The organism is Pseudalkalibacillus sp. NRS-1564 (genome assembly GCF_050467905.1).
GTDB classification, from domain to species: domain Bacteria; phylum Bacillota; class Bacilli; order Bacillales; family Guptibacillaceae; genus Guptibacillus; species Guptibacillus hwajinpoensis_B.
On record NZ_JBITPM010000050.1, the window covers coordinates 1 to 24,321 of the forward strand.

The 24,321-nt window shown below is 39.3% G+C and carries 26 protein-coding genes; 18 read left to right on the forward strand and 8 right to left on the reverse strand.

Annotation, left to right across the window (positions count from 1 at the left end):
- The 3 genes from ACIFPW_RS21240 to ACIFPW_RS21250 all read left to right on the forward strand — a co-directional run.
- Window positions 1–1,226 (forward strand): cytochrome ubiquinol oxidase subunit I (locus ACIFPW_RS21240; RefSeq protein ID WP_430247059.1); only part of this gene is annotated, 1,226 nt, incomplete at its 5' end.
- Window positions 1,227–1,252: 26 nt separating this feature from the next.
- Complete coding sequence (locus tag ACIFPW_RS21245) at window positions 1,253–2,278, forward strand: cytochrome d ubiquinol oxidase subunit II (RefSeq protein ID WP_194221262.1); 1,026 nt, start codon at window positions 1,253–1,255, stop codon at window positions 2,276–2,278.
- 104 nt (window positions 2,279–2,382) lie between these two features.
- Complete coding sequence (locus tag ACIFPW_RS21250) at window positions 2,383–3,048, forward strand: potassium channel family protein (protein ID WP_430247060.1); 666 nt, start codon at window positions 2,383–2,385, stop codon at window positions 3,046–3,048.
- A gap of 51 nt (window positions 3,049–3,099) precedes the next feature.
- Here ACIFPW_RS21250 and rnjA read toward each other — a convergent pair whose 3' ends face one another.
- Window positions 3,100–4,767 carry a ribonuclease J1 gene (gene rnjA / locus ACIFPW_RS21255; protein WP_194221264.1) on the reverse strand — a complete coding sequence of 556 codons (1,668 nt, stop codon included), beginning with the start codon at window positions 4,765–4,767 and terminating at the stop codon, window positions 3,100–3,102.
- A 3-nt stretch (window positions 4,768–4,770) separates the two neighbouring features.
- The gene (locus tag ACIFPW_RS21260) at window positions 4,771–4,980 is read right to left on the reverse strand and encodes a DNA-dependent RNA polymerase subunit epsilon (protein ID WP_194221265.1); all 210 of its coding nucleotides are present in this window, start codon (window positions 4,978–4,980) and stop codon (window positions 4,771–4,773) included.
- A gap of 430 nt (window positions 4,981–5,410) precedes the next feature.
- Here ACIFPW_RS21260 and ACIFPW_RS21265 point away from each other — a divergent pair, with 430 nt between their 5' ends.
- A complete protein-coding gene (locus tag ACIFPW_RS21265; RefSeq protein WP_430247061.1) occupies window positions 5,411–6,316 on the forward strand; it encodes a DMT family transporter in 906 nt (301 codons plus the stop codon).
- Between the two features lie 57 nt (window positions 6,317–6,373).
- On the forward strand, window positions 6,374–7,150 hold the full coding sequence (locus ACIFPW_RS21270; protein WP_430247062.1) for a Cof-type HAD-IIB family hydrolase: 777 nt from the start codon (window positions 6,374–6,376) through the stop codon (window positions 7,148–7,150).
- Between the two features lie 48 nt (window positions 7,151–7,198).
- Here ACIFPW_RS21270 and def read toward each other — a convergent pair whose 3' ends face one another.
- Window positions 7,199–7,741, reverse strand: coding sequence for a peptide deformylase (def, locus tag ACIFPW_RS21275; RefSeq protein WP_430247063.1), 543 nt, complete (start codon window positions 7,739–7,741; stop codon window positions 7,199–7,201).
- Between the two features lie 421 nt (window positions 7,742–8,162).
- Here def and ACIFPW_RS21280 point away from each other — a divergent pair, with 421 nt between their 5' ends.
- From ACIFPW_RS21280 to ACIFPW_RS21305, 6 genes are all read left to right on the forward strand, one after another.
- Complete coding sequence (locus tag ACIFPW_RS21280) at window positions 8,163–8,834, forward strand: YkyA family protein (RefSeq protein ID WP_430247064.1); 672 nt, start codon at window positions 8,163–8,165, stop codon at window positions 8,832–8,834.
- A 537-nt stretch (window positions 8,835–9,371) separates the two neighbouring features.
- The gene (gene pdhA / locus ACIFPW_RS21285; RefSeq protein WP_194221270.1) at window positions 9,372–10,454 is read left to right on the forward strand and encodes a pyruvate dehydrogenase (acetyl-transferring) E1 component subunit alpha; all 1,083 of its coding nucleotides are present in this window, start codon (window positions 9,372–9,374) and stop codon (window positions 10,452–10,454) included.
- Window positions 10,455–10,457: 3 nt separating this feature from the next.
- Window positions 10,458–11,435 (forward strand): alpha-ketoacid dehydrogenase subunit beta, encoded by a 978-nt coding sequence (locus tag ACIFPW_RS21290; RefSeq protein WP_159782242.1) that lies wholly within the window; start codon window positions 10,458–10,460, stop codon window positions 11,433–11,435.
- Window positions 11,436–11,534: 99 nt separating this feature from the next.
- Window positions 11,535–12,848 (forward strand): dihydrolipoamide acetyltransferase family protein, encoded by a 1,314-nt coding sequence (locus tag ACIFPW_RS21295; RefSeq protein ID WP_430247065.1) that lies wholly within the window; start codon window positions 11,535–11,537, stop codon window positions 12,846–12,848.
- 4 nt (window positions 12,849–12,852) lie between these two features.
- On the forward strand, window positions 12,853–14,262 hold the full coding sequence (gene lpdA, locus ACIFPW_RS21300; protein ID WP_430247066.1) for a dihydrolipoyl dehydrogenase: 1,410 nt from the start codon (window positions 12,853–12,855) through the stop codon (window positions 14,260–14,262).
- A 284-nt stretch (window positions 14,263–14,546) separates the two neighbouring features.
- On the forward strand, window positions 14,547–14,780 hold the full coding sequence (locus tag ACIFPW_RS21305; protein ID WP_194221273.1) for a hypothetical protein: 234 nt from the start codon (window positions 14,547–14,549) through the stop codon (window positions 14,778–14,780).
- 121 nt (window positions 14,781–14,901) lie between these two features.
- Here the strand turns inward: ACIFPW_RS21305 and ACIFPW_RS21310 are convergent, their stop codons facing one another.
- Entirely contained in the window at window positions 14,902–16,416 is a 1,515-nt protein-coding gene (locus ACIFPW_RS21310; RefSeq protein WP_430247067.1) for a glycine betaine uptake BCCT transporter, read from the reverse strand.
- Window positions 16,417–16,771: 355 nt separating this feature from the next.
- Here ACIFPW_RS21310 and ACIFPW_RS21315 point away from each other — a divergent pair, with 355 nt between their 5' ends.
- Complete coding sequence (locus tag ACIFPW_RS21315; protein ID WP_430247068.1) at window positions 16,772–17,647, forward strand: polysaccharide deacetylase family protein; 876 nt, start codon at window positions 16,772–16,774, stop codon at window positions 17,645–17,647.
- Between the two features lie 16 nt (window positions 17,648–17,663).
- Here ACIFPW_RS21315 and ACIFPW_RS21320 read toward each other — a convergent pair whose 3' ends face one another.
- Window positions 17,664–18,044, reverse strand: coding sequence for a DUF1885 family protein (locus tag ACIFPW_RS21320; protein WP_430247069.1), 381 nt, complete (start codon window positions 18,042–18,044; stop codon window positions 17,664–17,666).
- Window positions 18,045–18,243: 199 nt separating this feature from the next.
- Between ACIFPW_RS21320 and ACIFPW_RS21325 the strand changes: the two genes are divergently transcribed.
- Window positions 18,244–18,357, forward strand: coding sequence for a GapA-binding peptide SR1P (locus ACIFPW_RS21325; protein WP_098443236.1), 114 nt, complete (start codon window positions 18,244–18,246; stop codon window positions 18,355–18,357).
- Window positions 18,358–18,396: 39 nt separating this feature from the next.
- Here the strand turns inward: ACIFPW_RS21325 and ACIFPW_RS21330 are convergent, their stop codons facing one another.
- Complete coding sequence (locus tag ACIFPW_RS21330) at window positions 18,397–19,872, reverse strand: aminotransferase class I/II-fold pyridoxal phosphate-dependent enzyme (RefSeq protein ID WP_430247070.1); 1,476 nt, start codon at window positions 19,870–19,872, stop codon at window positions 18,397–18,399.
- A gap of 388 nt (window positions 19,873–20,260) precedes the next feature.
- On the opposite strand from ACIFPW_RS21330, the gene ACIFPW_RS21335 reads away from it, so the two are divergent.
- Both ACIFPW_RS21335 and ACIFPW_RS21340 read left to right on the forward strand, forming a co-directional pair.
- The gene (locus tag ACIFPW_RS21335) at window positions 20,261–21,214 is read left to right on the forward strand and encodes an NAD(P)H-dependent flavin oxidoreductase (RefSeq protein WP_430247071.1); all 954 of its coding nucleotides are present in this window, start codon (window positions 20,261–20,263) and stop codon (window positions 21,212–21,214) included.
- Between the two features lie 20 nt (window positions 21,215–21,234).
- Window positions 21,235–21,507, forward strand: a complete 273-nt coding sequence (locus tag ACIFPW_RS21340; RefSeq protein WP_430247072.1) for a UPF0223 family protein — start codon at window positions 21,235–21,237, stop codon at window positions 21,505–21,507.
- A 23-nt stretch (window positions 21,508–21,530) separates the two neighbouring features.
- Here ACIFPW_RS21340 and ACIFPW_RS21345 read toward each other — a convergent pair whose 3' ends face one another.
- Window positions 21,531–22,160, reverse strand: coding sequence for a YktB family protein (locus tag ACIFPW_RS21345; protein WP_430247073.1), 630 nt, complete (start codon window positions 22,158–22,160; stop codon window positions 21,531–21,533).
- 262 nt (window positions 22,161–22,422) lie between these two features.
- Here ACIFPW_RS21345 and ACIFPW_RS21350 point away from each other — a divergent pair, with 262 nt between their 5' ends.
- From ACIFPW_RS21350 to ACIFPW_RS21360, 3 genes are all read left to right on the forward strand, one after another.
- A complete protein-coding gene (locus tag ACIFPW_RS21350) occupies window positions 22,423–22,611 on the forward strand; it encodes a hypothetical protein (RefSeq protein ID WP_194221280.1) in 189 nt (62 codons plus the stop codon).
- A 91-nt stretch (window positions 22,612–22,702) separates the two neighbouring features.
- Window positions 22,703–23,545 carry an inositol monophosphatase family protein gene (locus ACIFPW_RS21355; protein ID WP_430247074.1) on the forward strand — a complete coding sequence of 281 codons (843 nt, stop codon included), beginning with the start codon at window positions 22,703–22,705 and terminating at the stop codon, window positions 23,543–23,545.
- 2 nt (window positions 23,546–23,547) lie between these two features.
- The gene (locus ACIFPW_RS21360; RefSeq protein ID WP_430247075.1) at window positions 23,548–24,000 is read left to right on the forward strand and encodes a GNAT family N-acetyltransferase; all 453 of its coding nucleotides are present in this window, start codon (window positions 23,548–23,550) and stop codon (window positions 23,998–24,000) included.
- A gap of 53 nt (window positions 24,001–24,053) precedes the next feature.
- Here ACIFPW_RS21360 and ACIFPW_RS21365 read toward each other — a convergent pair whose 3' ends face one another.
- Entirely contained in the window at window positions 24,054–24,227 is a 174-nt protein-coding gene (locus ACIFPW_RS21365) for a DUF5325 family protein (protein ID WP_430247076.1), read from the reverse strand.
- Window positions 24,228–24,321 lie beyond the last annotated feature (94 nt).

Here is a 24,321-nt window from a genome sequence, read left to right on the forward strand (position 1 = left end):
CTGAATGGATAGGGATTAAACGGAACGATCCTTATTACACATTGCTAGCGCGCCGCTGGGCTAGAGGATTCGTTGTTACCGTTGCTGTTGGTGTTGTAACTGGTACAGCAATAGGGCTCCAACTATCACTTTTATGGCCGAATTTCATGCAGTTAGCAGGGCAGGTCATTAGTTTACCGTTATTCCTTGAAACGTTCGCTTTCTTCTTTGAAGCAATTTTTCTTGGAATTTATCTTTATACGTGGGATCGATTCAAAAAACCGATCTATCACTGGTTTATATCAATTCCGGTTGTAATTGGCTCTACACTGTCTGCTTTCTTTATTTCCACTGTAAATGCTTTTATGAACTCTCCGCAGGGGTTTGATATAGTTGATGGTGTATTAACAAATATTGAACCACTCGCAGCGATGTTCAACCCAGCAACACCAACGAAAGTAGGCCACGTGGTCATGTCGGCATACCTTACTTCTGCTATTGTACTAGCTGCCATAACGGCATTTAAAATGCTTAAGGGTAAGCGTAGTACTTATTATAGGAAAGCTCTAAAGCTTACAATGACCGCAGGATTTATCTTTGCGGTTGGGACGGCCGTGATTGGTGACTTTTCTGGTAAATTTTTAGCTGAATATCAACCAAGTAAGCTTGCAGCCGCAGAATGGCACTTTGAAACATCTGAAAATGCAGATCTTGTCGTGGGCGGATTTCTCGATAAAGAAACGGATGAAGTCAAATATGGGTTAGTATTACCAAACTTTTTAAGTATCCTTGCTCATGGTAATCCAAATGCGGAAGTAATGGGACTTGATCAAGTACCTGAAGATGAAGTGCCACCGCTATTTATTCATTACCTTTTTGACGGGATGGTCGGAATCGGAATGTTTCTCGCTGCTTTAACCTTTTTCTACGTGATTGCGCTAAGATTAAAACGATTTAACACGGAAAACAAATGGTTTTTACGGTTAATTGTTTTGGCGGGACCACTCTCAGTCCTTGCGATTGAATTTGGATGGATTTTCTCAGAAGTAGGCCGCCAGCCATGGATCTTATGGGATATTCTCAGAACAGGACAAGCTGCAACAACTGCGGATAGCGTCGGATGGATGTTTATCTTATTCCTTCTTCTTTACATTGTTCTTGGAACGCTTACTGTTACTGTTCTTAAGAAAATGTTCAATACTAATCCAGCTGAGAATGAACTTGAGGAAATCGCTAAATTGAAATAATTGCTTCGATTGAGAGGGGTGAAAATATGGACATTCAATTAGTAGGAATAACGGTACTATGGGTTTTTCTATATGGGTATTTGATCACAGCCTCGATAGATTTCGGGGCAGGATTCTTTGCCTATTATGGAGAACTCTCAGGAAAAGATCATATTATTAATAAAATTATTAGTCGTTATTTATCCCCGGTGTGGGAAGTGACGAATGTGTTCTTTGTTTTCTTTTTTGTTGGCCTAGTAGGCTTTTTCCCTGATACTGCCTATTATTATGGAACAGCTTTGCTTGTTCCAGGTAGTATCGCGATCATACTACTTGCCATTCGAGGCTCATTCTATGCCTTTGGAAATTACGGCGCAAAGAAAAGCAGAGTCTATACTTTTTTATATGGAGTGACAGGATTACTAATTCCAGCTTCTCTGTCCACAGCGTTAACTTTATCAGAAGGTGGATTTATTGAAGAGGTGAACGGTGAAGTTAAGTTTTTGGCAGGGGAATTATTTTCAAGCTTTTACTCCTGGTCAGTCGTGCTCTTAGCGATCGTATCGGTTCTATTTATTAGCGCCGCCTTTCTAACTTATTATGCTAGTCGAGCGAATGATCAACCTGCGCTTGAGCTTTTAAGAAAATATGCACTGTTCTGGAGCGCTCCAACCATTTTATCTAGTATACTTGTGTTCGTAGCTCTTCAGCAGCATAATCCAGTTCACTTTGAGCGAATTCTTGATTATGCCTGGTTCTTTATCGCATCTCTTTTTTGTTTCCTTGTTGCAACATATCTCATTTTCAATCGGAAAAGATATGGTACGGCTTTTATCTTTGTTATGTTGCAATTTTTCTTCGCGTTCTTTGGATACGGTATATCACATCTACCGTGGATTTTGTATGACTATATTACAATCTATTCAGGATATACGAATGAAACGACGGGGATCTACCTAGTCTTCGCTTTTATTGCAGGACTCTTTCTCCTAGTTCCTTCTTTAATATTGCTGATGAGACTCTTTTTATTTGATGCAGAGTATGTCAAAGGGAATAAGAATAATAAGTCTTAGAGAGAATATTGACACTGATGATAAGAGTGGTAGGATAGTATTGATAGTGCGTCAGCATATTTGCTGGCGCGCGTTTCTTTCTGAATGAGTAGGAGGAGTGTGCGTTGAAAAAGCAGTTTGCCGTAATTGGACTCGGCCGTTTTGGAGGAAGCATTTGTAAGTCACTAAGTCAGCAGGGGATGGAAGTCCTCGCAATTGATATGGATGAAGATAAAGTGAATGAATTTTCTTCAGTGGCTACACATGCTGTGATCGCAGATTCAACAGATGAGAGTGTTCTAAAGAACCTCGGTATTCGAAACTTTGATCACGTTATCGTAGCGATCGGGGGTAACATTCAATCAAGTATTTTAACAACTTTAATTCTAAAAGAGCTTGGCGTTAGCAAAATTACGGTTAAAGCACAAAATGATTATCACGAGAAGGTTTTGAATAAGATCGGTGCTGATAAGATTGTCCACCCGGAACGTGATATGGGTGTCCGAATTGCACACAGTATGGTCTCAAATAGCGTTTTAGACTATTTAGAGCTATCTGATGAACACAGCATTGTTGAGCTTATTGCTAACTCTAGAATGGATAATAAGACGATTATTGAACTTGATATTCGAGCGAAGTATGGTGCCAATATTGTCGCCATTAAAAAAGGTGATGAGATTATTGTATCTCCTCAAGCTGATCAGAAGATCTCCAAAGGAGACATTCTTATTGTAATAGGATCAGATCAGGACATTAATCGCCTTGAACGCCAAATTTTGAACCGAGATTAGTGAATAACAAAAAAGAGCCTGTCGCTTTTCGCGACAGGCTCTTTTGTATAATTAAATTTCCATAATGATCGGAAGGATCATAGGGCGACGTTTCGTTTTCTCGTATAGGAATGGTGCAAGAGTATCTGTAATTTCATTTTTAATTTCAGACCACTGACTTGTACGCTTTTCCATGACACCATTAAGATGTTTCGATAATAGCTCTTGAGCATCATTAATCAAATCACCAGATTCTCTCATATAAACAAATCCTCGTGAAATGATATCTGGACCTGAAAGAATCTTAAACTCTTTCATGTTAATGGAGACAACGACAATAACTAGACCTTCTTCAGAGAGAATTTTACGGTCTCTAAGAACAATGTTTCCAATATCCCCGATCCCTTTACCATCTACATAAACAGATCCAGATGGAATCTTACCGCTAATTGAAGCTTCATTCTCACTTAGAGCAAGTACTTCACCATTATCCATAATAAAGGAATGGTCTTGTGGAATTCCGCAATCCTGAGCAAGCTTCGTATGCATCTTCAGCATGCGATATTCACCGTGAATTGGCATAAAGAATTTTGGCTTAATGAGACGAAGCATAAGCTTCTGCTCATCTTGGCCACCGTGACCAGATGTATGAATGTCACTTAGTTTATGATGAATCACGTCAGCGCCTGCACGAGAAAGCTGGTTAATGATTCTTGATACACTTACCTGGTTACCAGGGATAGGTGAAGAAGAGAAGACAACTGTATCTCCAGGAATGATTTGAATTTGACGATGCGTTGCATTCGCAATTCGAGATAGAGCAGCCATTGGCTCACCCTGACTTCCTGTACAAAGAATTGTTACTTTGTTCTCAGGTAGTCGATTAATTTGATTGGCATCAATGAACGTATCTTTAGGCGCATTAATATAGCCAAGTTCCTGTCCAATTGTAATGTTGGACTCCATACTACGACCAAATACAGCTACTTTACGTCCATTTTCGACAGCTGCTTCAACCACTTGCTGTAGGCGGTGAATATTGGATGCGAATGTTGCGAAAATAACGCGTCCGTCTACTTTTCTAAAGATATCTTGAATGGTTTCACCAACGCGACGCTCGGACATTGTGAATCCAGGTACTTCACTGTTTGTACTGTCAGAAAGAAGGGCTAGAACGCCTTCTTTACCAATCTCAGCCATCTTTGTTAAGTTAGCTGGTTCACCGACTGGTGTGAAATCAAACTTAAAGTCTCCTGTATGAACAATATTACCTGGAGGTGTCTTAACAACAACCCCAAAGGAATCCGGAATACTGTGTGTTGTTCTAAAGAACATAACAGAAGTCTTTCTAAATTTAATAATATCTTCTTCTGTAATTTCATTTAGGGATGCTCCACGTAGAAGGCCATGCTCTTCAAGCTTATTTCTAATAAATCCTAAAGCGAGCTTTCCTCCATAAATAGGAACATTAATTTCACGAAGTAAGTAGGGGATGCCGCCTATATGATCTTCGTGACCGTGCGTAATAAAAAGACCTTTAATCTTATCCTGGTTTTTTACGAGATAAGAATAATCAGGAATAACGTAGTCAATTCCTAATAATTCTTCCTCAGGGAACTTAATTCCCGCATCAACAAGAATAATTTCGTCTTGAAACTGAATACCGTACATGTTTTTACCGATTTCTCCGAGTCCACCTAAAGCGAAAACGGCGGTTTGATGATTTTTAACAAATTTCATAGTCTATACATTCTCCAATTCAAAGTGCTCTGATTTTTGCTCAAACTCTAAGAAGTCATCTTCCACGGTTTGAATAAATTCGATATTGATATCGCGTTCCTTAAGCTTGTAGCGAACTTCCCGTTCAGAAGTAGCCTCTACGTAAAGGCTCATTGTTCGCTCTCTTACAGGAACCTCCTTTTTAGTGCCTTGATAAAATACCTTATAAATCATTCTAAATCTCTCCTTAACTCAGACAATTTGTGTGCATCTTCGTTTATTATATAGGAAATTGGTTTCTTTTTCATGTTTCTAACCACATTTCCATAAGAAATAGGAGAATTTGCATGAATTTATGTGCAAATTAGGTTAATCAATGGAATATTTCGGTTGTGGAAATAGCACATTTCTCCAGGTTTTAATCAGTTTACGTTTCATTTTACGATACATTATGCTCATCCTTCCTTTTTTTGATAACTAAGCCTAGTATTTATCAACGATGGTTGAATTAATTTGGGAAAAGGTGGATGTCATAACCGAAGACACTTGGTGCCATTTAATGTAACATAAGATAGTGGTATAGCATAAGGGATGATTAGCTTTACGTAAAGCTATAAATATATAGGGCTATTTATACAGGAGTACACATACAAAGGAGGTACCAATGAGACTTTATGCCGCACTTATTTCACTTAGCTTAATATGGGGCATGTCATTCATGTTCATAAAATTAATAGTACCTGTTGTAGGGCCATGGGGAGTAGTGTTTTTTAGATGTTTGCTAGGCGCACTGGCTTTATTCATGTACTTACTGATTAGAAGACGTCTTAAACAAGTGAGGAAGGACCTACCCTGGGTAAGCCTTATCACCATTGGGATAATGAATGCGCTCATTCCCTGGGGAATGATTGCATTAAGCGAAGAGCGAATTACAAGCAGTCTCGCTGCTACACTTAATGCAACGACACCCCTTTTTACAAGCGTGATTGGTGCGCTTTTCTTCGGAAGAATTCTATATCAAAAGCAATGGTCGGGAATCATCGTAGGGTTTATTGGAATTCTCTTTCTCATTGACCTGGATGTTCAAGAATTAGTTCAGGGAGATGTATGGGGGATCTTACCTATGCTCATTGCAACAGGGTGCTATGGCTTTGCTTCTCAATACACGAAAAAGAATTTGAAAGATGTGCCTGTTGATGTTTTGTCATTTATAACCCTTACGATTGGCGCAGTGGGCGGGGGATTATTAATGGTCCTGTTTGGAGACGGGGGCATCGAGTTTACCTTCCTGCTTCAACGTGATATTCTAATATCGCTTATTGGACTAGGTGTGTTTGGCTCAGGTCTCGCTTATTTACTTTTCTATTATATGATTCAGAAGGGGAGTGCAGAGTTTGCCACTCTTGTGACATATCTTGTACCAGTGACAGCTTTGATTTGGGGTAGTGTTTATTTAAATGAAGTGATTACGTTCCCTATGATTATCGGACTGCTTTGTATTTTTACTGGCGTCTACATGTCGGGTAGGAAAGCAAATCGCGAGGTAAAGTCTATAAAGAAGTCAGCTTGATTACCTGTATAGTTTGGCTAGTGTTTATAGAAAAATTAGTGAAGATAGGTGAAAATAATGAACAATGAGAAAATTGTATTTTTTGATATCGATGGGACCCTTCTTGATCATAATAAACAAATCCCATCTTCAACACGAGAGTCATTAAAAGCTTTAACGGAAAAAGGTGTCCATGTAGCGATTGCTACCGGAAGAGCTCCTTTTATGTTTGCAGATTTAAGAGAGGACCTTGGGATAGATACGTTTATTAGTTTTAATGGTCAGTATGTGAAACATCAAGAAAAGGTTGTTTTAACGAACCCTCTTAGTCGTGACGAAATCACTGTACTTGAAGAAGAAGCAAGGAAAAATGGTCATCCAATGGTCTTTCTCGATCATGAAGCAATGATGAGTAATCACGATGAGCACCCACATATTATAAAGAGTATGGATGATCTTAAGATGCACTATCCTGGATATGATCCTTCTTATTATCATTCAAGAGATATTTACCAGGCGCTATTGTTCTGCGAGAGTAAAGAAGAGGATGGATATCGCGATGCATATGGTAACCTCGATTTTATCCGCTGGCATGATTATTCAATGGATGTGATCCCTCCTGGTGGTTCAAAGGCAAGAGGAATTGAAGCTATGATCGACCATCTCGGTTTTAAACGTGAAAATACGTATGCTTTTGGAGATGCGTTGAACGATTTAGAAATGTTGAGATTTGCAGGAACGGGTATAGCGATGGGAAATGGATATGATGAAGTAAAGGCAGTGGCTGATATAGTGACTGACCCAGTTGACCAAAACGGTATTCAAAAAGGTCTTAAAAAAGTTGGACTACTATAATAGAAAAGGATCGCAATAATTGCGATCCTTTTTTTAATGCTTCTTAAATTAGTTTCCTAATGGAGAAAGTTCACTTGCCTCTTCATTATTAATTCGATCATAAAACATAACCCCATCAAGATGGTCGATTTCATGTTGGACAACAATGGCAGGTAGCCCTTTCAATCTTAGCTTAAGAGGATTTCCTTCAGCGTCCACACCTTTTACGGTAATGCGTGCATAACGCGGTACTGCACCAGGTACTTCACGATCCACAGATAAGCACCCTTCGCCACCATCTAAATAGGTTTTTTCAACTGAATGGCTTAAGATTTTAGGATTCATAATTCCATAGCTGTATAAAGTGCCTCTGTGATCAGACACATGGACAGCAATCATCCGTTTACTAATGCCAATTTGTGGTGCTGCAATACCAATACCTGAGCGCAGTTCATATTCAAGTGCAGTTTCAGGATCCTGACTATTCTTAAGAAACTCAAGCATTTCTCTTAAAGTTTGTTTATCGTCTTCTGATGCAGGAAGATCAACCTCTTTCGCTTCTTTCTCAAGAACTGGATCTCCTTCTCTGCGAATATCTTTCATAGTTAACATATCATCATTCACTCCTATTCAAAAACGGTCATTCTAATATTAAGTATATTCAACTTTATGGAGGGAATAAAGAAATTGCTCTGACTCAAGCAAACTTTTTTGAAAAGTGGTTTTCCTTATTTCATCACCATTAAAATCTTACAATAGTGATAGTTTAGCACAACCCAACATAACTGAAAATCCTTTTAAATTGCATGTCTTACTAACCTTATATAATAAAGATGATGAGCTTAAAAGGAAAGTATAGATGAGCAAGGCTCTAAAATAAAAGTCTAGAACGATTAGTCTATGAATGGGAATGCAATCTGATTATTTTTGGAGGTTATAAAAATGGAGTATTCTATTGAGAACTGTCTTGTGGTATAGTAATCAGTGATGTAAAATCAATTGGTATGAATTGGATATGTGGGGGGGACTTTTTTTGCTACGTAAATATCGTTTGGGAATTATTTCTCTTTTTTTCTGTTTTCTTTTAATTGGTTTAGCGGGTTGTCAATTAGGTGGTAGTACAGAAGAAAAAATGTATGATCATTTAGAAGAAGCGGTCGCACTTGAAGATCAGTTTCGGGAACAACAAGAACCGTTAGCTAAAGCAGAAAAAAAGGAACAAGAAATTTATGATGACATTGTTGCACTAAGTATGGATGAGTTCGATGAAGTCGAAAAGCTTTCAAAGCAAGCAGAAGAAAATACGGATAAAAGACTTGAGTACTTAAAAAAGGAAAAAGAAAGTATAGATGAAGCTTACAAAGAATTTGAAGAAATTAAAGATCTAACAGAAGATCTTGAAGATGATGCTGCTAAAAAGGACGCTAAGGCTCTTATTGAGACGATGGATAAGCGATATGAAGCTTATGAAAAGCTCAATAAAGAATATGAAGAAGCAGTGAAACAAGACAAGAAGCTCTACAGTTCACTTCAAGATAAAGAACTTACATTAGAACAGCTTCAGGAACAAATTAAGGTTGTAAATGATCAGTACAGTAAAGTGTCTGAGCATAAGGAAAAGTTCAATAAATATACAACTGAGTTTAATGAAGCGAAAAAAGCGTTTTATCAATCAGCAGAATTAGACGTAAACTATTCAGAATAACCAAAGAACCGCTCAAGTTGAGCGGTTCTTTTTAGATCGTTTTCTTCCGTTTTAGCCCGATTTTGATAAAGCGGGTGATAGTCCACCACCAAAGAAAAAAGGTAAAGTGTTAACAAAATGAACGACTTCAAATATGGTGTTCCTAATTATTTACACTAGTACAGTGTGGGATTATGTAATGTAACAGTTTGGTTTTCATCTTTTAACACGCAATAATTAAATCAATTAATTGACTTGAAACTTACTGTATTGTAAACTTAAAAACGAACTTACTCATGAAGAGAAGCACTTCCTTAATCTTACTGATACAGACTATTATTCGCAGTAATACATAGCGCTAGGGATTATTTCTTCAGGATTAAGGGTATGACATTGAGTGTTGTCTTAAGTAATCCAATTTAATGAATGCTATTTGTCATTTAATAACGTTGAAATGGACATGCTAGTTATGTCTGTAAACTGAACGACCCACTCACAATTGCACTATTGCAATTCAATAATCTATCTCTTTATGAATGAAAGGATGAGGTGAAAGGTATGGGAACAAAAACCATCGAAAACATCGAAGGCCAATTCGAAATGTTCCAGATTCTAAATGAAAATGGCGAAATCGTGAACAAAGAAGCAATGCCTGAACTATCAGATGAGCAGCTTCAAGAACTAATGCGCCGCATGGTGTACACACGTATTCTTGATCAGCGTTCAATTTCTTTGAACCGTCAAGGACGTCTTGGCTTCTACGCACCAACTGCAGGACAGGAAGCTTCACAACTAGGAAGTCAGTTTGCACTTGATAAAGAGGACTGGATTCTTCCAGGTTACCGTGATGTTCCACAGATCATCTGGCACGGTCTTCCATTATATAAAGCATTCTTATTCTCTCGTGGTCACTTTGTAGGGAACCAGGCTGATGGCCTGAACGTGTTGAGCCCACAAATCATCATCGGTGCTCAAATTACACAAACTGCTGGTGTTGCACTTGGACTTAAGAAAAAAGGCAAGAAAAACGTAGCGATCACTTACACTGGTGACGGTGGTGCTTCACAAGGTGACTTCTATGAAGGAATGAACTTTGCAGGTGCATATGCTGCTCCAGCTATCTTTGTTGTGCAAAACAACCGCTTTGCAATCTCTGTTCCAGTTGAAAAGCAATCTGCAGCGAAAACAATCGCTCAAAAAGCAGTTGCAGCTGGTATCCAGGGTGTTCAAGTAGACGGTATGGACGTTCTTGCTGTTTATAAAGCAGTTACTGACGCTCGTGAGCGCGCAATTAATGGCGAAGGTCCAACTCTAATCGAGACAATGACTTACCGCTATGGTCCACATACAATGGCTGGTGACGATCCAACTCGTTACCGTTCTGAAGATCTAGATAGCGAGTGGGAAAAGAAAGATCCAATCGTTCGTTTCCGCAAGTATCTTGAGAGCAAAAACCTTTGGTCTGAAGAAAAAGAAAACGAAGTAGTCGATAAAGCGAAGGAAGAAATCAAAGCTGCTATTAAAAAAGCAGATGGCACTCCTAAGCAAAAAGTAACGGATCTTATTTCTAACATGTACGAAGAGCTTCCACAGAACCTTCGTGAACAATACGAACAATATAGTGCAAAGGAGTCGAAGTAAGCTATGGCGCAAATGACAATGATTCAAGCAATCACTGATGCGATGCGTACGGAGTTGAAAAATGACGAGAACGTACTCGTATTCGGTGAGGACGTAGGTCAAAACGGCGGCGTTTTCCGTGCGACAGAAGGACTTCAAAAGGAATTTGGCGAAGATCGCGTATTCGATACTCCGCTTGCTGAATCAGGTATCGGTGGTATGTCTATCGGACTTGCACTTACTGGATTCCGTCCAGTCCCAGAAGTTCAGTTCTTTGGATTTGTATACGAAGTAATGGATGCTATTTCCGGTCAAATGGCTCGTCTTCGTTATCGTTCAGGCGGCTCTTTCCACGCGCCGATTACTGTTCGCTCACCATTTGGTGGCGGCGTTAAAACACCAGAACTTCACGCGGATAGCCTTGAAGGTCTAATGGCGCAACAGCCAGGACTAAAAGTCGTTATCCCTTCAAACCCTTATGATGCAAAAGGACTTCTTATTTCTGCGATTCGTGATAACGATCCAGTTATTTTCCTTGAGCACATGAAGCTTTATCGTTCTTTCCGTCAGGAAGTTCCTGAAGAAGAATATACAATTGAAATTGGTAAAGCTGAAGTAAAACGTGAAGGTACTGACATCACAATCGTAACTTACGGTGCGATGGTTCAGGCTTCTCTTAAAGCTGCTGAAGAGCTTGAAAAGAACGACATTAGTGCAGAAGTAATCGACCTTCGTACGGTTAGCCCGCTCGATATCGATACAATTATTGCCTCTGTTGAAAAAACAAACCGTGCAATTGTTGTTCAAGAAGCACAAAAGCAAGCAGGAATTGCAGCTAACGTTGTAGCAGAAATCAACGACCGCGCAATCCTAAGCCTTGAAGCACCAGTTCTTCGCGTAGCTGCACCTGATACTGTATTCGCATTCTCAGCTGCTGAAGATGTATGGCTTCCTGATCACACTGATATCATCGAAAAAGCTACACAAGTAGTTAATTTCTAATTAACATTTTATAAAAAAACATGAAGTGAAGCCGCACTATGCGCTTCGCTTCAGATCTTATATGAGCAAAATTTTTCTACAATTAGGAGGCGAAGTCCCGTGGCATTTCAATTTAAGATGCCGGATATCGGTGAAGGTATCCATGAAGGCGAAATCGTAAAATGGTTTGTTAAATCCGGAGATGAAGTAAAAGAAGACGATATTCTTGCAGAAGTACAAAACGACAAAGCTGTTGTTGAAATCCCTTCTCCAGTAGACGGAACAGTTAAAGAAGTTCACGCTGAAGAAGGTGCAACTGTTATTGTTGGAGATGTAGTCATCACTTTCGACGCAGAAGGTTATGAAGATGCAGAAGAAGAACCAACAGCTGAACAGCCACAAGCTGAAGAAGAAGCTCCTAAAGCAGAAGCTAAATCAGAAGCGAAAGAAGACAGCGCTGGATCAAAACCACTTCCTGAAGCTGAAGAAGAAACAGATCCTACTAAGCGAGTTATCGCTATGCCAGCAGTACGTAAGTATGCTCGTGAAAACGGCGTAAGTATCTCGAAAGTATCTGGTTCTGGTAAGAATGGTCGCGTTGTGAAAGAAGATATCGACACTCACTTGAATGGTGGAGGCGAAGCAGCTTCTGAAGCTCCAGCAGCGACAGAAGAAAAAGCTGAAGCGAAGCAAGAAGCTTCTACTACATCAGCACAGCCACAAGCATCTGCACAACCAGAAACTCGTGAGAAGATGAAAGGTATGCGTAAAGCAATTGCAAAAGCAATGGTTAACTCGAAGCATACTGCTCCACACGTAACTCACATGGATGAAATTGTTGTAACAGATCTTGTTGCTCACCGTAAGAAGTTCAAACAATATGCTGCAGACAAAGATGTGAAGCTAACTTACCTTCCATACGTTGTAAAAGCACTTGTTTCTGCACTTCGCGAATTCCCAATGTTGAATGCATCTATTGATGATTCTACTGACGAAATCGTACACAAGCATTACTACAACATCGGTATCGCTGCTAACACTGACGCTGGACTAGTTGTTCCAGTTGTGAAAGAAGCAGACCGTAAGCCACTTCTTAATGTTTCATCTGAAATTAATGAGTTGGCTAAAAAAGCTCGCGATGGTAAACTATCAGGGGACGATATGAAAGGTAGCACATGTACTATTTCTAACCTGGGTTCTGCTGGTGGTCAATGGTTTACACCAATCATCAATAACCCGGATGCTGCTATTCTTGGTATTGGTCGTATTGAGGAGAAGCCAGTTGTTATCGACGGAGAAATCGTTGCAGCACCTGTTCTTGCTCTATCGATCAGCTACGACCACAGACTTATTGATGGCGTAACAGCACAACTTGCTCTTAACCACATCAAGCGTCTGTTGAACGATCCACGACTCTTAATGATGGAGGCGTAATAATATGGTAGTAGGAGATTTTCCAATCGAATTAGACACACTTATAGTAGGAGCTGGACCAGGTGGATATGTTGCTGCAATCCGTGCAGCACAGCTTGGTCAGAAAGTTGCCATTGCTGACAAAGGAACTCTAGGCGGAGTTTGCTTAAACGTCGGCTGTATTCCTTCAAAAGCAATGATTAATGCATCTCATAAATATGAGTCTGCAAAGCATTCCGATGATATCGGAATCACTGCTGAGAACGTGAGCGTTGACATGAAGAAAGTTCAGGAGTGGAAGTCTTCTGTTGTTGACAAGCTTACTGGCGGCGTAGCAGGACTTATGAAATCAAATAAAGTTGATGTTGTTAGCGGTGAAGTTTATTTCGTCGATAAGAACACAGTTCGTATCATGGACGAAAAGAACTCTCAAACGTATACATTCAACAACTGCATCATCGCAACAGGGTCTCGCCCAATCGAACTTCCAAGCTTCAAATGGAGCAAGCGCGTTATTTCTTCAACTGGTGCACTTGCACTTGACGAAGTTCCTAAGAAAATGGTTGTTATCGGCGGAGGATACATCGGAATCGAACTTGGTACTGTGTACGCAAACTTCGGTACTGAAGTAACAATCCTTGAAGGTACGAAGCAAATTCTACCTGGATTCGAAAAACAAATGAGCTCTCTTGTTTCTCGTCGTCTTAAGAAGAAAGGTAATGTAGAAATCATTACTCAAGCTCTTGCACAAGGCGTTGAAGAAACAGAAGACGGCGTAACAGTAACAGCAGAAATCAAAGGTGAAACGCAGACGTTTGACGCTGATTATGTACTAGTTACAGTTGGTCGTAAGCCTAATACAAATGAAATCGGTCTTGAAGAACTTGGCGTTGAAATGACGGACAAAGGTCTTGTGAAGATTGACAAGCAGTGTCGTACAAACTTCGATAACATCTATGCTATTGGTGATATCGTAGAAGGTCCTGCACTTGCTCATAAAGCTTCTTACGAAGGTAAAGTAGCTGCAGAAGCGATCAGTGGTGAAAACTCTGTGATTGACTATCTTGCAATCCCAGCGGTTGTTTTCTCTGACCCAGAACTCGCTTCAGTTGGTTACACTGAACAAGAAGCAAAAGATCAAGGATTCGATGTGAAAGCATCTAAATTCCCATTCGGTGCTAATGGCCGTGCATTGTCTCTTAACGACAGTGAAGGATTTATGAAGCTTATCACTCGTAAAGAAGATGGCCTAGTGATCGGCGCTCAAATTGCTGGTCCTAACGCTTCTGATATGATTGCTGAGCTTGGTCTTGCAATCGAAGCTGGTATGACAGCTGAAGACATTGCGCTTACAATTCATGCTCACCCAACACTTGGAGAAATTACTATGGAAGCTGCTGAAGTAGCTCTAGGTACTCCAATTCACATTGGTTAATAATTAATTGAAAAACTCCAGAGACTCTTGTCTCTGGAGTTTTTATATGGAGAATGAGCAGTCCCGCTCATGATAATTTTATGATTCATTTAAGTGGATTCAATTGCTTTTATTAGTTAATAGAGGTTGGAAATGGACCACATTCATAAATATAAACGAATGGATTAGGTATGTTCAGTTTTCTTTCTTTATTGGAAACTAAATATAGAAATGAAGCGATTAGGAGATTTACTTGCACATACATTTGAGAATAGGACACTTGTATTATGCGGAGGTGCTGTTCTATGTATGGAAAAGTTATTTGCATTCAGCTTTTGATCTGGTTTGGTTTTTTTCAACTTATTTATTATTCTCCTCGAGATCATATTGGATTTAAGATTTTATTATTTTTAGTTTTTCTTTATCTTATTTGTACGATTTCTGTTCAAATGGTTAGAAGAGGAAGAGAGCTTATCTATTTGATTTCTTTTTCTTCTACTCTGGCATTCATCATTATCTATCTATACCATTTAATTTGATGGACGTAACTATTTAAAATTTAAGCTGACTAATGAATGTTATCGATAACCTTCATTAATATAATAGATAGAAGGTAAATGAAAAAGCGTCCTACCAAGAGGGTAGGACGCTTTTAGTGTTTTATGATTTTGGATCATCTTTCTTAGGTGGTCTAGGAGGTATTTTCTCTTGTTTAAAGGCTTTAACGAGAGAAATGATCATTCCTATTATAATAATAGCAAACGGGAATGCAGCGATGATAGAAGCCGTTTGAAGAGCTCCTAATCCTCCAGACCAAAGCAGAACTGCAGCAGCAGATGATTGAATCACACCCCAAGTTAATTTCACTTTGGTGGAAGGATTCATGCTTCCGTTCGTCGTTTGCATTCCAAGGACGAATGTTGCTGAGTCAGCTGAAGTAATAAAGAATGTGCTGATTAATAAAATGGCAATAATCGACATGGCTGTTCCAAGTGGATATTGCTCAAGTACAGCGAATAGCGCAACTTCCATACCCTGGTTATTGATAATGTCGTAAATACCTGTTCCTGCCATATCAAGTGAAATAGCTGACCCTCCAAATACGGAGAACCATAATCCACCAAAGATTGTCGGAACTAAAAGGACACCAAGAACAAATTCTCTGATCGTTCGACCTTTTGATACTCGAGCAATAAATGTTCCAACGAATGGCGCCCAGGCAATCCACCATGCCCAATAGAAGATTGTCCAGCTCTGGATCCAAGACGACCCTTCAAAAGGTCTCATACGGAGACTCATACTTGGTAGGTTTTGAATATAAGATCCAAGTGTAGATGTGAAGAGGTCCATAATAAAGTTTGTAGGTCCTGCGAATAACAGGAAGAACATGAGCAAGATCGCTAGGACAATGTTTGTATTACTTAAGTACTTAATCCCTCTTGAAATCCCCGTTGAAGCAGAGATCATATAGAGGACAGTTACAATAAGAATAATGATTAACTGTGTTGTAAACGAATTTTCAATGCCAGTTAAATAGGAAATTCCTCCGCCTATTTGAGAAGCACCAAAGCCAAGGGACGTCGCGACACCAAATACAGTCGCAATGACAGCAATAACGTCGATTAGTTTACCAATTGGTCCATTTACACGTTCTCCAAGAATCGGATAGAAAATCGCGCTGATTAAGCCTGGCGCACCTTTTCTAAATTTAAAGAAGGCAAGTGCGAGAGCAACGACTGTGTAAATTCCCCACGGGTGAAGTCCCCAGTGGAAGAAGCTGTATTGAAAGGCTAGTCGCGCTGCTTCATCTGACTGACTAGCTGCCCCAGCTGGAGGATCATAGTAGTGGAACATCGGCTCTGCTACACCCCAGAATACAAGTCCAATTCCCATTCCGGCTGAGAAAAGCATAGCAAACCATGTAATTAGGTTATATTCAGGTACATCGGTTTCTTTACCAAGTCGAAGTCTTCCATACTTCGAAAAGATAAGATAAATCGCAAAGATAAGAAAGCCTGACGCTGCTAATAAATAAAACCATCCAAACTTCACTTGAAGAAAGCTTTGAAGTGAGCTTGTAGTCGAATCTAATGACTCAGGAGAAATCGTACCCCAAGAAATAAAGATTAGAGACAGAAGTACAGAGATAACAAAGACTGCTGTAAGCTTATTCAAATTTCATCATCACCTTTCTAAAATAATTCCAAAAAATAGCACTGTCATCTGAAAGCACTTTTATACACAGGAAATAAAATGTATGTGTACTCAATGTTACCTGTCGATACCAAAACTATGCAGGTAAGCGCCCTATTCCCTTTTGTTAACAGGCTTCAGGACAAGTCAAGCAAAAGACACGTTGTCTAGTATATTTGTTGTTTTAAACGTTGTAAAGGGAAAAACCATGTCAGAAAGGAAGTCGGAATAGTTGAAAAATAGATGGGTAGATAGTTGGTTATTTGTGACAATTTCCTCTTTATACTGTTCATGAATTCGTATATGATGAAATGAGACTAGATAAGGGGAGAGAGAAATGACAAACACATTGAAATGGATGACATTAGCGCTTTTGCTTTTTGTAGCTGCGTGTTCAACAAATGCTGGTTCACAAGAAAATTCAGAAGCATCAACGAATGAAGCAAACAATAGTGAAGCTTCAAATGAGCAAGAGACAAACGAAGAAACAAATAAGGAAGAAACAGATTCAGACGCGGCAGGTAATGCTGAGTTAGAGGATCAGAAAGAAGAAGAAGCTACTGCAGAAGAAGTAAAGCCTGAATATCGACTTAACGAAGCTTTTTGGGGCTTTGAACCGATAAATGATGCACCTGCTGAAGCGGTTCTACTTACAATTGACGATGCTCCGGATACGAATGCCGTAGAAATGGCAAAAACGTTAAAAGAACTAGATGCTCCTGCCATTTTCTTTATTAACGGTCATTTTATTGATACAGATGAAGAAAAAGCAAGGTTAAAAGAAATTTATGATATGGGCTTTGAAATAGGAAACCATACGATGACGCACGCTGATCTCAAAACATTATCAGAAGAAGAGCAAAAAGAAGAGATATTGAAGGTAAATGAAATGATAGAAGAAGTAATTGGAGAAAAGCCGAAGTTCTTTAGAGCACCTTTTGGATCTAATACTGACTTTTCGAAGTCATTAGCCGAAGAAGAAGGTATGCTCGTAATGAATTGGACATATGGCTATGATTGGGTAAAGGAATATCAAAGTGAAGATGCAATCAAAGACATTATGGTAAATTCACCGCTACTTCAAAATGGGGCAAACTTACTTATGCATGACCGTGATTGGACAGCTGCTGCATTAGGAGATATTGTGAAAGGATTAAGAGATAAAGATTATAACTTAATTGATCCGGAAGAAATTGAACCTTTACAAAAATAAACAGCCATTTGGCTGTTTATTTTTTTGCGTAATACATTGTTCTACCGTTGAAGAGAGTAAGATCGGCCTGTAATTTATTTGCAAGAAATTTACATAATTCATTCGCTTTCGCTTTATCACCGTGAGTGGATTGATCTGGTAGAACAATCTGAAGTTTGCTGTCTACTAAACCGATGATAATCATCCGATAATCACTTTGTTTTCCTTTTAAATAAAACCAAATGTCTCCATCCACTTGTTCAATCAAAGTATAGGGGAAAGCAGACTCACTATAGGACCAAGAAAGTTGCTCTCCGGTTTTGGATGTTATGTCCATGTAGTAGGAAAGTAAGCTTTTAATATGATCAAGTGATAGTTCATCTTCCGTTTTTGGTTTTAAGTAAGCACTTTGAGGCATGATCATTCCTCCCATCGTCATATAATAAAGTGTACAGTGTAAGTTGTATTCTGACAATTGGTCGTTCATCCACACATATTGGACACAAAAAGAATATAATGTGATATACAATATAGTGTTGACAAAACAATTGTGACACACTATTATGAAGTTAAGCGAATCGGAAGCGTTTTCAAAACTAACTTAAGGGGTGTTGAGAATGGGTATTATCATTTGCCAAACTTGCGAAAAAACAATTGATCACGTACATGAAGAGAAGGTAAGTACACTTTATAGCAGATGCCCGGAATGCAATAAAAAAGATAAAAAATAACGTATATAGCAAAGAAAGAGGCGGCCAATTGGCAGCCTCTTATTTAATGGCTTTATATTCTTTAATGACCCGAATGTGAACTAATTCGTCGTCCTCAGGCCCCTGAACCGGTAGTCCAGCTTCAATGTTTTCTTCGATATATGTTAAGTTTTCTTCTGTAATGATTTCACCTGGGATGAAGATTGGAATTCCGGGTGGATAAACCATCACAAATTCTGCAATGACACGACCTGCCGATTCTTTAAATGGAATCACCTCTGTTTCAGAATAAAAAGCATCTCGAGGTGAAACAGCTAGAATCGGGATATCTGGAGCGTGAACATCAAACTTTTTAGTGATTGAACCTTCTGTCTCTTTGAAGGCGTCTACCATGTCTTTTAGAGCATGAACAAGAGCGGTGGTTGTTTCCTCGGTATCGCCAGGAGTTACAATACATAATAGGTTATACAAATCAGAGAGCTCTACTTCAAGGTTCGCTTCTTTTCGAAGCCAAACTTCAGCTTCATAACCAGTAATTCCAAGGTCATGAACAGAAATGATTAATTTCGTTGGATCATAATCGTAAGTAGCGTTCGTTCCAAGGATTTCTTGCCCAACACAATATAGAGGAGAAATATCATTTATTTGCTTTCGCGCTTCTTCTGCAAGTTGTATGGAGCGTTCAATTAAATCATATCCATCCATGACCAATCTTTTTCTTGCAACGTCAAGAGAAGCAAGAAGGATATACGAAGTGGAAGTAGTTGTTAGCATGCTAATAATGGTTTGGACGCGTTTTGCAGAAACAAGCCCTTCTTTTACATTAAGGACGGAACTTTGTGTCATTGATCCCCCTAATTTATGCACACTTGTAGCTGCCATATCTGCACCTGCTTGCATAGCTGAAACGGGCAGTCGCTCGTGGAAGTGAATGTGAACACCGTGAGCTTCATCAACTAATACAGGAACGTCATACTCATGAGAAATCGTGACAATCTCTTCAAGATTAGCAGATATACCAAAATAGGTGGGGTTAATGACAAGGACACCTTTTGCGTCAGGGTGCTGTTCTAATGCTTTCTTAACGGCTATAGGAGTAATGCCGTGGGAGATGCCAAGCTTAGGGTCAATTTCTGGATGAATAAATACAGGTGTTGCGCCGGAGAAAATGATTGCAGACATAACAGACTTATGAACATTTCTCGGGACAATAATTTTATCTCCTGGTGAACATACAGTCATGACCATTGTCATGATTGCTCCGCTTGTTCCTTGAATAGAGAAAAAGGTTGCGTCAGCGCCAAAAGCTTCAGCAGCTAGATCCTGTGCTTGCTTAATCATACCGTGTGGATGATGGAGGTCATCAAGTGGTTGAATGTTAATTAAATCAATTGACAGGGCGTTTTCGCCTATGAAAGAACGAAATTCAGGATCTATGCCAGCGCCTTTTTTGTGGCCGGGTATATGAAATTGAATAGGGTTTTTGTTAGCGTGGTTTACTAAACCAGTGAACAATGGTGTTTCGTGTTGTTGCAAATCCAGCACCTCTTTATTTATACTTTGGTTAAATGAATAACGTTGTAGATCGTCTGCTCTTTTATATCGAATGAGCCGAAAATCTTGAAATCAGTAGTATAGCTTATACGTTACTAGATAAAGCCCTCCACAGTAGTTTGTGGAAAGCGGGTTTGGTCTAAGTGAACTTTTTGTATAGCCAGATATGACGCTTAAAAGAAGAACATTAGTTATAGGACTTCTTTCTTCCTTAAACAAACTGAGTATAATCACATGAGGGATAATTTGCAAGTTTTATTTTAAACCCATGCTTATCGATCAACTATATAAGGAAGCATCGTTCCTAGAAGAGAAAAGAGGAGATCACTTCTAACTCTCGAAATGGGTTATCATAAGGAGAGGATTCATTATGAAGTGGAATACGCGAATTACTCAGTTATTAGGTATTGAAAGACCAATCGTTCAAGGGGGTCTCGCCTATCTTGCATATCACGAGTTAGCTGCTGCTGTTAGCAACGCAGGAGGATTAGGGCAGCTCGCAGCTATGTCTATGGAGTCAGCAACACAGCTTAAAGAAGAAATCGCCCTTACTAAAAGTCTCACCGATCAGCCATTTGGAGTGAACTTTGCGATTGGTCAACATGGAAGACCCTTTGAGGATATGCTTGAAGCAGCCATTGAAGAAGGAGTGGAGATCATTTCGGTTACCGGTGGAAACCCCAAGCCGGTATTTGATATGGTAGAAGGAACGAATGTGAAAGTTGTTGTTTTGACTGCTAGTAAAAGACAAGCAGTAAAAGCAGAAGAGTTAGGAGCTACTGCCGTAATGGTTGTCGGGCAAGAAGGTGGAGGACATCTTGGAAAGGATGATATTGGTACGATGGTACTCGTTCCTCAAGTAGTTGATGCTGTGTCTATTCCGGTTATTGCTTCAGGAGGAATAGGTGATGGAAGAGCGCTAATGGCTTCTCTCGCACTTGGCGCTGAGGGAATTGAAATGGGTACACGATTTATTGCTACAAAAGAATGTACCCATGCTCATGATGTTTACAAGCGTCGTTTGCTTCAAGGGTCTGAAACGGATACTATGATTATTAAGCGTAGTATTGGAGCACCTGCAAGAGTTATTAGGAATGTGTTTGCTCAAGAGATTTTACAAATTGAAGCAAATCAGGGAGGATATGATCTTCTTAAAGAATACATAAGCGGTAAAGCAAACAGGAAATTTATATATGATGGAAAAGAAGAAGAAGGCTTTGCATGGGCAGGTCAGGTTATGGGAGCGATCAATGATGTTCCTTCAGTAGCGGAGTTATTTGATCGTATGGATAAAGAAGCAAACGAAATTCGATTAAAATGGTAAAGTGAGAAAGGAGATTGAAAATGGAAGTACAATACCCTATTTCAATTGATTGGAGTAAAGAAGAAGTCATCAAAGTTGTAGACTTTTTCCAATTAATTGAGCAAACATATGACAGAGGGGTGCATAAGGGCGAATTGATTAGTAGCTATCACGCATTTAAAGATGTCGTTCCCTCTAAATCAGAGGAAAAGCAAATCTTTAGACAGTTTGATAAAGAGACAGGATTTTCAACTTATCATGTTGTAAAAGAAGCAAGAGAAACAGAACGCGATAAAGTGAAAATGAATAAATAAAAACCAGGGGAGAATCCCCTGGTTTATTTTGTGGCTTGAAGTGAAAGTTGATAGATAGGCATTAAGGTCTCAAAAGTTTGTTTAACCTCTTTAATAAATTTCTCTCCATCATTCAATAACGGGTCGTCACTGGCAAAATGACGGCCAACTAGAAATTCGCCCTTTTTTACATCTCTAAAGCGGGTAAGTACTTTATCGAGATCACTATCCTTGATGGGGTGGCTTGCCTTTTTCTTAGTGTGGTCAGTAGAGATCCAATATGAAGTTGGAATATCTTTCTTTAGTTCATTTAAGTGATCTAAAAATAAGGAAGCCATTTGTGGCTTTCCTGGAAGCTCGTAAATGTATGCAAGCCATACAAAGACATGATCATCAAAAAGGCCGATTTGAAAGTGAGGGTGCATTTTGTACCCGCGTTTGTTATGCGAAAACGCCATCCATGTATCAACGGGAGGATTCTTCGTTCGTCTTGCATGACGAGCAATGTGAAGGTGCATCTCATTTCCAGCAAGAATCTCGAGATCGCTTTTAACTTCCTCGCTAATGGCAGCGAATTTTGGTTGAATCCGCTCTTGTATGGCTTCCATTCGAGCCTCAAGTCCATCAATTTCGAATGATTGAAAATCAGTTTGAGTAAATCCTTTAAAAGACATATTATCCTCCAATACGACAAAAAATTTATATTCTTATAGTAACATAGACCGAACATTTGCATATAAAATGACGATTGGTGTGTCATGTTAGGTTTGAAATGTGCGAAAAAGAGGAAAAATAGAAACAAATAAAGAGGTTGCATAGTCGACAGGTAAAGCATAAGATATATTAATCAAAGCAGAAATATCAGAATATTCCGTCTTATAGCCGGATCTGATGACTATGACTGCTTAATCGAATTTGAGAGGGGTGTAGGTTACCATGAAACAAGTGATTCAGTCATTGCAAAGAAACGAGGCAGAGAAGCGGATCCCGGTGCTGAGAATGGAAATTGACTATGAGCTGGCAACACTACACGATGCAATGACGGCTAGTGATCAGGATGAAATGAAGAGATGTAAAGTGAAGCTAGAGGAGCTTCGAAAAGAAATGGTCAGATTAGAAGCTTAATGAAGCGAACCTTGCAAAAAGGTTCGTTTTTTCTTCTTTTCCTGTCATAATAAGAGGTAGAAAGAAAATTAAGGCAAAAGGAGATCGAACCATGACACAGCACACAAACTGGGACAATGTATATGAAGATGCAATCAGATGGATACGAGAAGCGGGTCAAGAGATCATGGCTTCCTTCACAACTTCCTTTAAGATTGATACTAAAAGCAATCCAAACGATCTCGTAACGGACATTGATAAACAAACGGAGAAGTTTTTTATTGAAAAAATTAAGGAAGGTTATCCAAGTCATCGAATCATGGGCGAAGAAGGTTTTGGTGATAATATAGAACAGTTGAACGGCGTAATTTGGTTTTTAGATCCTATTGATGGAACGATGAATTTCGTTCATCAACAAACTAATTTCGCTATATCGATCGGAATATACGAAGATGGAGTAGGGAAACTGGCGTTTATTTATGATGTTACGAAGGACGAACTGTATCATTGTAAAAAAGGTTCAGGAGTTTATTTAAACGATGAGAAAATCAAACCATTGAAAACGACTAACCTTTCAGAGTCACTTCTAGCTATAAACGCGACCTGGGTAACAGAAAATCATCGAATAGATCCTCGCACGTTCTCACCACTTCTAAAAAAAATCCGGGGAACACGTTCTTATGGTAGTGCAGCTATTGAATTGGCGTACGTAGCCGCCGGTCGACTTGATGGGTATGTTTCCCTGCGACTTGCTCCGTGGGATTTTGCTGCTGGTAAAATGTTAATCGAGGAAGGCGGAGGGATATGTACAACAGTTGATAACAAAGAGATTGATTTACTTGATAAGAATACAATTTTTGCTGGTACTGAATTATTCCATACTGAGGTTCAAAAAGAATACATTCAGCCTGCGCTTGATCAAAATTATTACTTAAGAACCCCTTCTTCAAGATGAGATTGTTAGCAGCTCCTGAATCTCAAGAAAATATTGCTGAACTTCTTTTTGACTGGACGCAAGAAGACGAAACATGGCTTCTTACAGAATTTGGTCGAAATCCATTATTCGAAGATATGATTTCATACATACAAACATATGAAGGAATGGGCTGCGAGTTTAATGTATGGTTCTACGGCGATCTACCGGTAGCGATTACGGCCGTTCTTGACGATGCACCGTCTAATCAAAAACCATGGTTAGGGACAATTGTCGTTCATCCTATGAAGCGAAAGTCTGGTATTGGTTGTAGCGTTATTCGCACCTTATTAGGTGAAAAAAACGATGTTGTTTTTTTAGGTATTCCTTATGAGCTGAACGAATGGAGTCTTTTTTTAGGTAAGTGTGGATTCGAGCAATACGGAATTGAAGAAGAGGGGAAAAAATATTTGATTTTGGTCCACCCAAATGGGTGAAAGGTAAATAGATAAAAGAGCTGTTCTACTTGAACAGCTCTTTTCATGTGATCTTATAGTTCTGCTTTACGTTTAATACGAAAGCCCATTCCCATAAAGAAACCTACTCCGATAAATGAAAGAAGCCCGCCGATCCAGCTTTGTTCAGCTATAGATACGCCGATTGCACACATGCTTGCAACCGCTAGAATGGCCATTAAGAGTAAAAGGAAATTATGCTCGTTCATGTAGAAAGCCCCCTTTATAGTACTAGTGTACAATAACCATGTTGCTGGTGAAAGAAGAGAAATTTCGCGTATAGCGATATCTGTGTTATAATGG

Bases quoted from the DNA above. Each gene is read 5' to 3' on its own strand.
- ACIFPW_RS21245 (WP_194221262.1), top strand. From the start codon at position 1,253: ATGGACATTCAATTAGTAGGAATAACGGTACTATGGGTTTTTCTATAT.
- rnjA (WP_194221264.1), bottom strand. From the start codon at position 4,767: ATGAAATTTGTTAAAAATCATCAAACCGCCGTTTTCGCTTTAGGTGGA.
- ACIFPW_RS21260 (WP_194221265.1), bottom strand. From the start codon at position 4,980: ATGATTTATAAGGTATTTTATCAAGGCACTAAAAAGGAGGTTCCTGTA.
- ACIFPW_RS21265 (WP_430247061.1), top strand. From the start codon at position 5,411: ATGAGACTTTATGCCGCACTTATTTCACTTAGCTTAATATGGGGCATG.
- ACIFPW_RS21270 (WP_430247062.1), top strand. From the start codon at position 6,374: ATGAACAATGAGAAAATTGTATTTTTTGATATCGATGGGACCCTTCTT.
- def (WP_430247063.1), bottom strand. From the start codon at position 7,741: ATGTTAACTATGAAAGATATTCGCAGAGAAGGAGATCCAGTTCTTGAG.
- pdhA (WP_194221270.1), top strand. From the start codon at position 9,372: ATGGGAACAAAAACCATCGAAAACATCGAAGGCCAATTCGAAATGTTC.
- ACIFPW_RS21290 (WP_159782242.1), top strand. From the start codon at position 10,458: ATGGCGCAAATGACAATGATTCAAGCAATCACTGATGCGATGCGTACG.
- lpdA (WP_430247066.1), top strand. From the start codon at position 12,853: ATGGTAGTAGGAGATTTTCCAATCGAATTAGACACACTTATAGTAGGA.
- ACIFPW_RS21305 (WP_194221273.1), top strand. From the start codon at position 14,547: ATGTATGGAAAAGTTATTTGCATTCAGCTTTTGATCTGGTTTGGTTTT.
- ACIFPW_RS21315 (WP_430247068.1), top strand. From the start codon at position 16,772: ATGACAAACACATTGAAATGGATGACATTAGCGCTTTTGCTTTTTGTA.
- ACIFPW_RS21320 (WP_430247069.1), bottom strand. From the start codon at position 18,044: ATGCCTCAAAGTGCTTACTTAAAACCAAAAACGGAAGATGAACTATCA.
- ACIFPW_RS21325 (WP_098443236.1), top strand. From the start codon at position 18,244: ATGGGTATTATCATTTGCCAAACTTGCGAAAAAACAATTGATCACGTA.
- ACIFPW_RS21335 (WP_430247071.1), top strand. From the start codon at position 20,261: ATGAAGTGGAATACGCGAATTACTCAGTTATTAGGTATTGAAAGACCA.
- ACIFPW_RS21340 (WP_430247072.1), top strand. From the start codon at position 21,235: ATGGAAGTACAATACCCTATTTCAATTGATTGGAGTAAAGAAGAAGTC.
- ACIFPW_RS21345 (WP_430247073.1), bottom strand. From the start codon at position 22,160: ATGTCTTTTAAAGGATTTACTCAAACTGATTTTCAATCATTCGAAATT.
- ACIFPW_RS21350 (WP_194221280.1), top strand. From the start codon at position 22,423: ATGAAACAAGTGATTCAGTCATTGCAAAGAAACGAGGCAGAGAAGCGG.
- ACIFPW_RS21355 (WP_430247074.1), top strand. From the start codon at position 22,703: ATGACACAGCACACAAACTGGGACAATGTATATGAAGATGCAATCAGA.
- ACIFPW_RS21365 (WP_430247076.1), bottom strand. From the start codon at position 24,227: ATGAACGAGCATAATTTCCTTTTACTCTTAATGGCCATTCTAGCGGTT.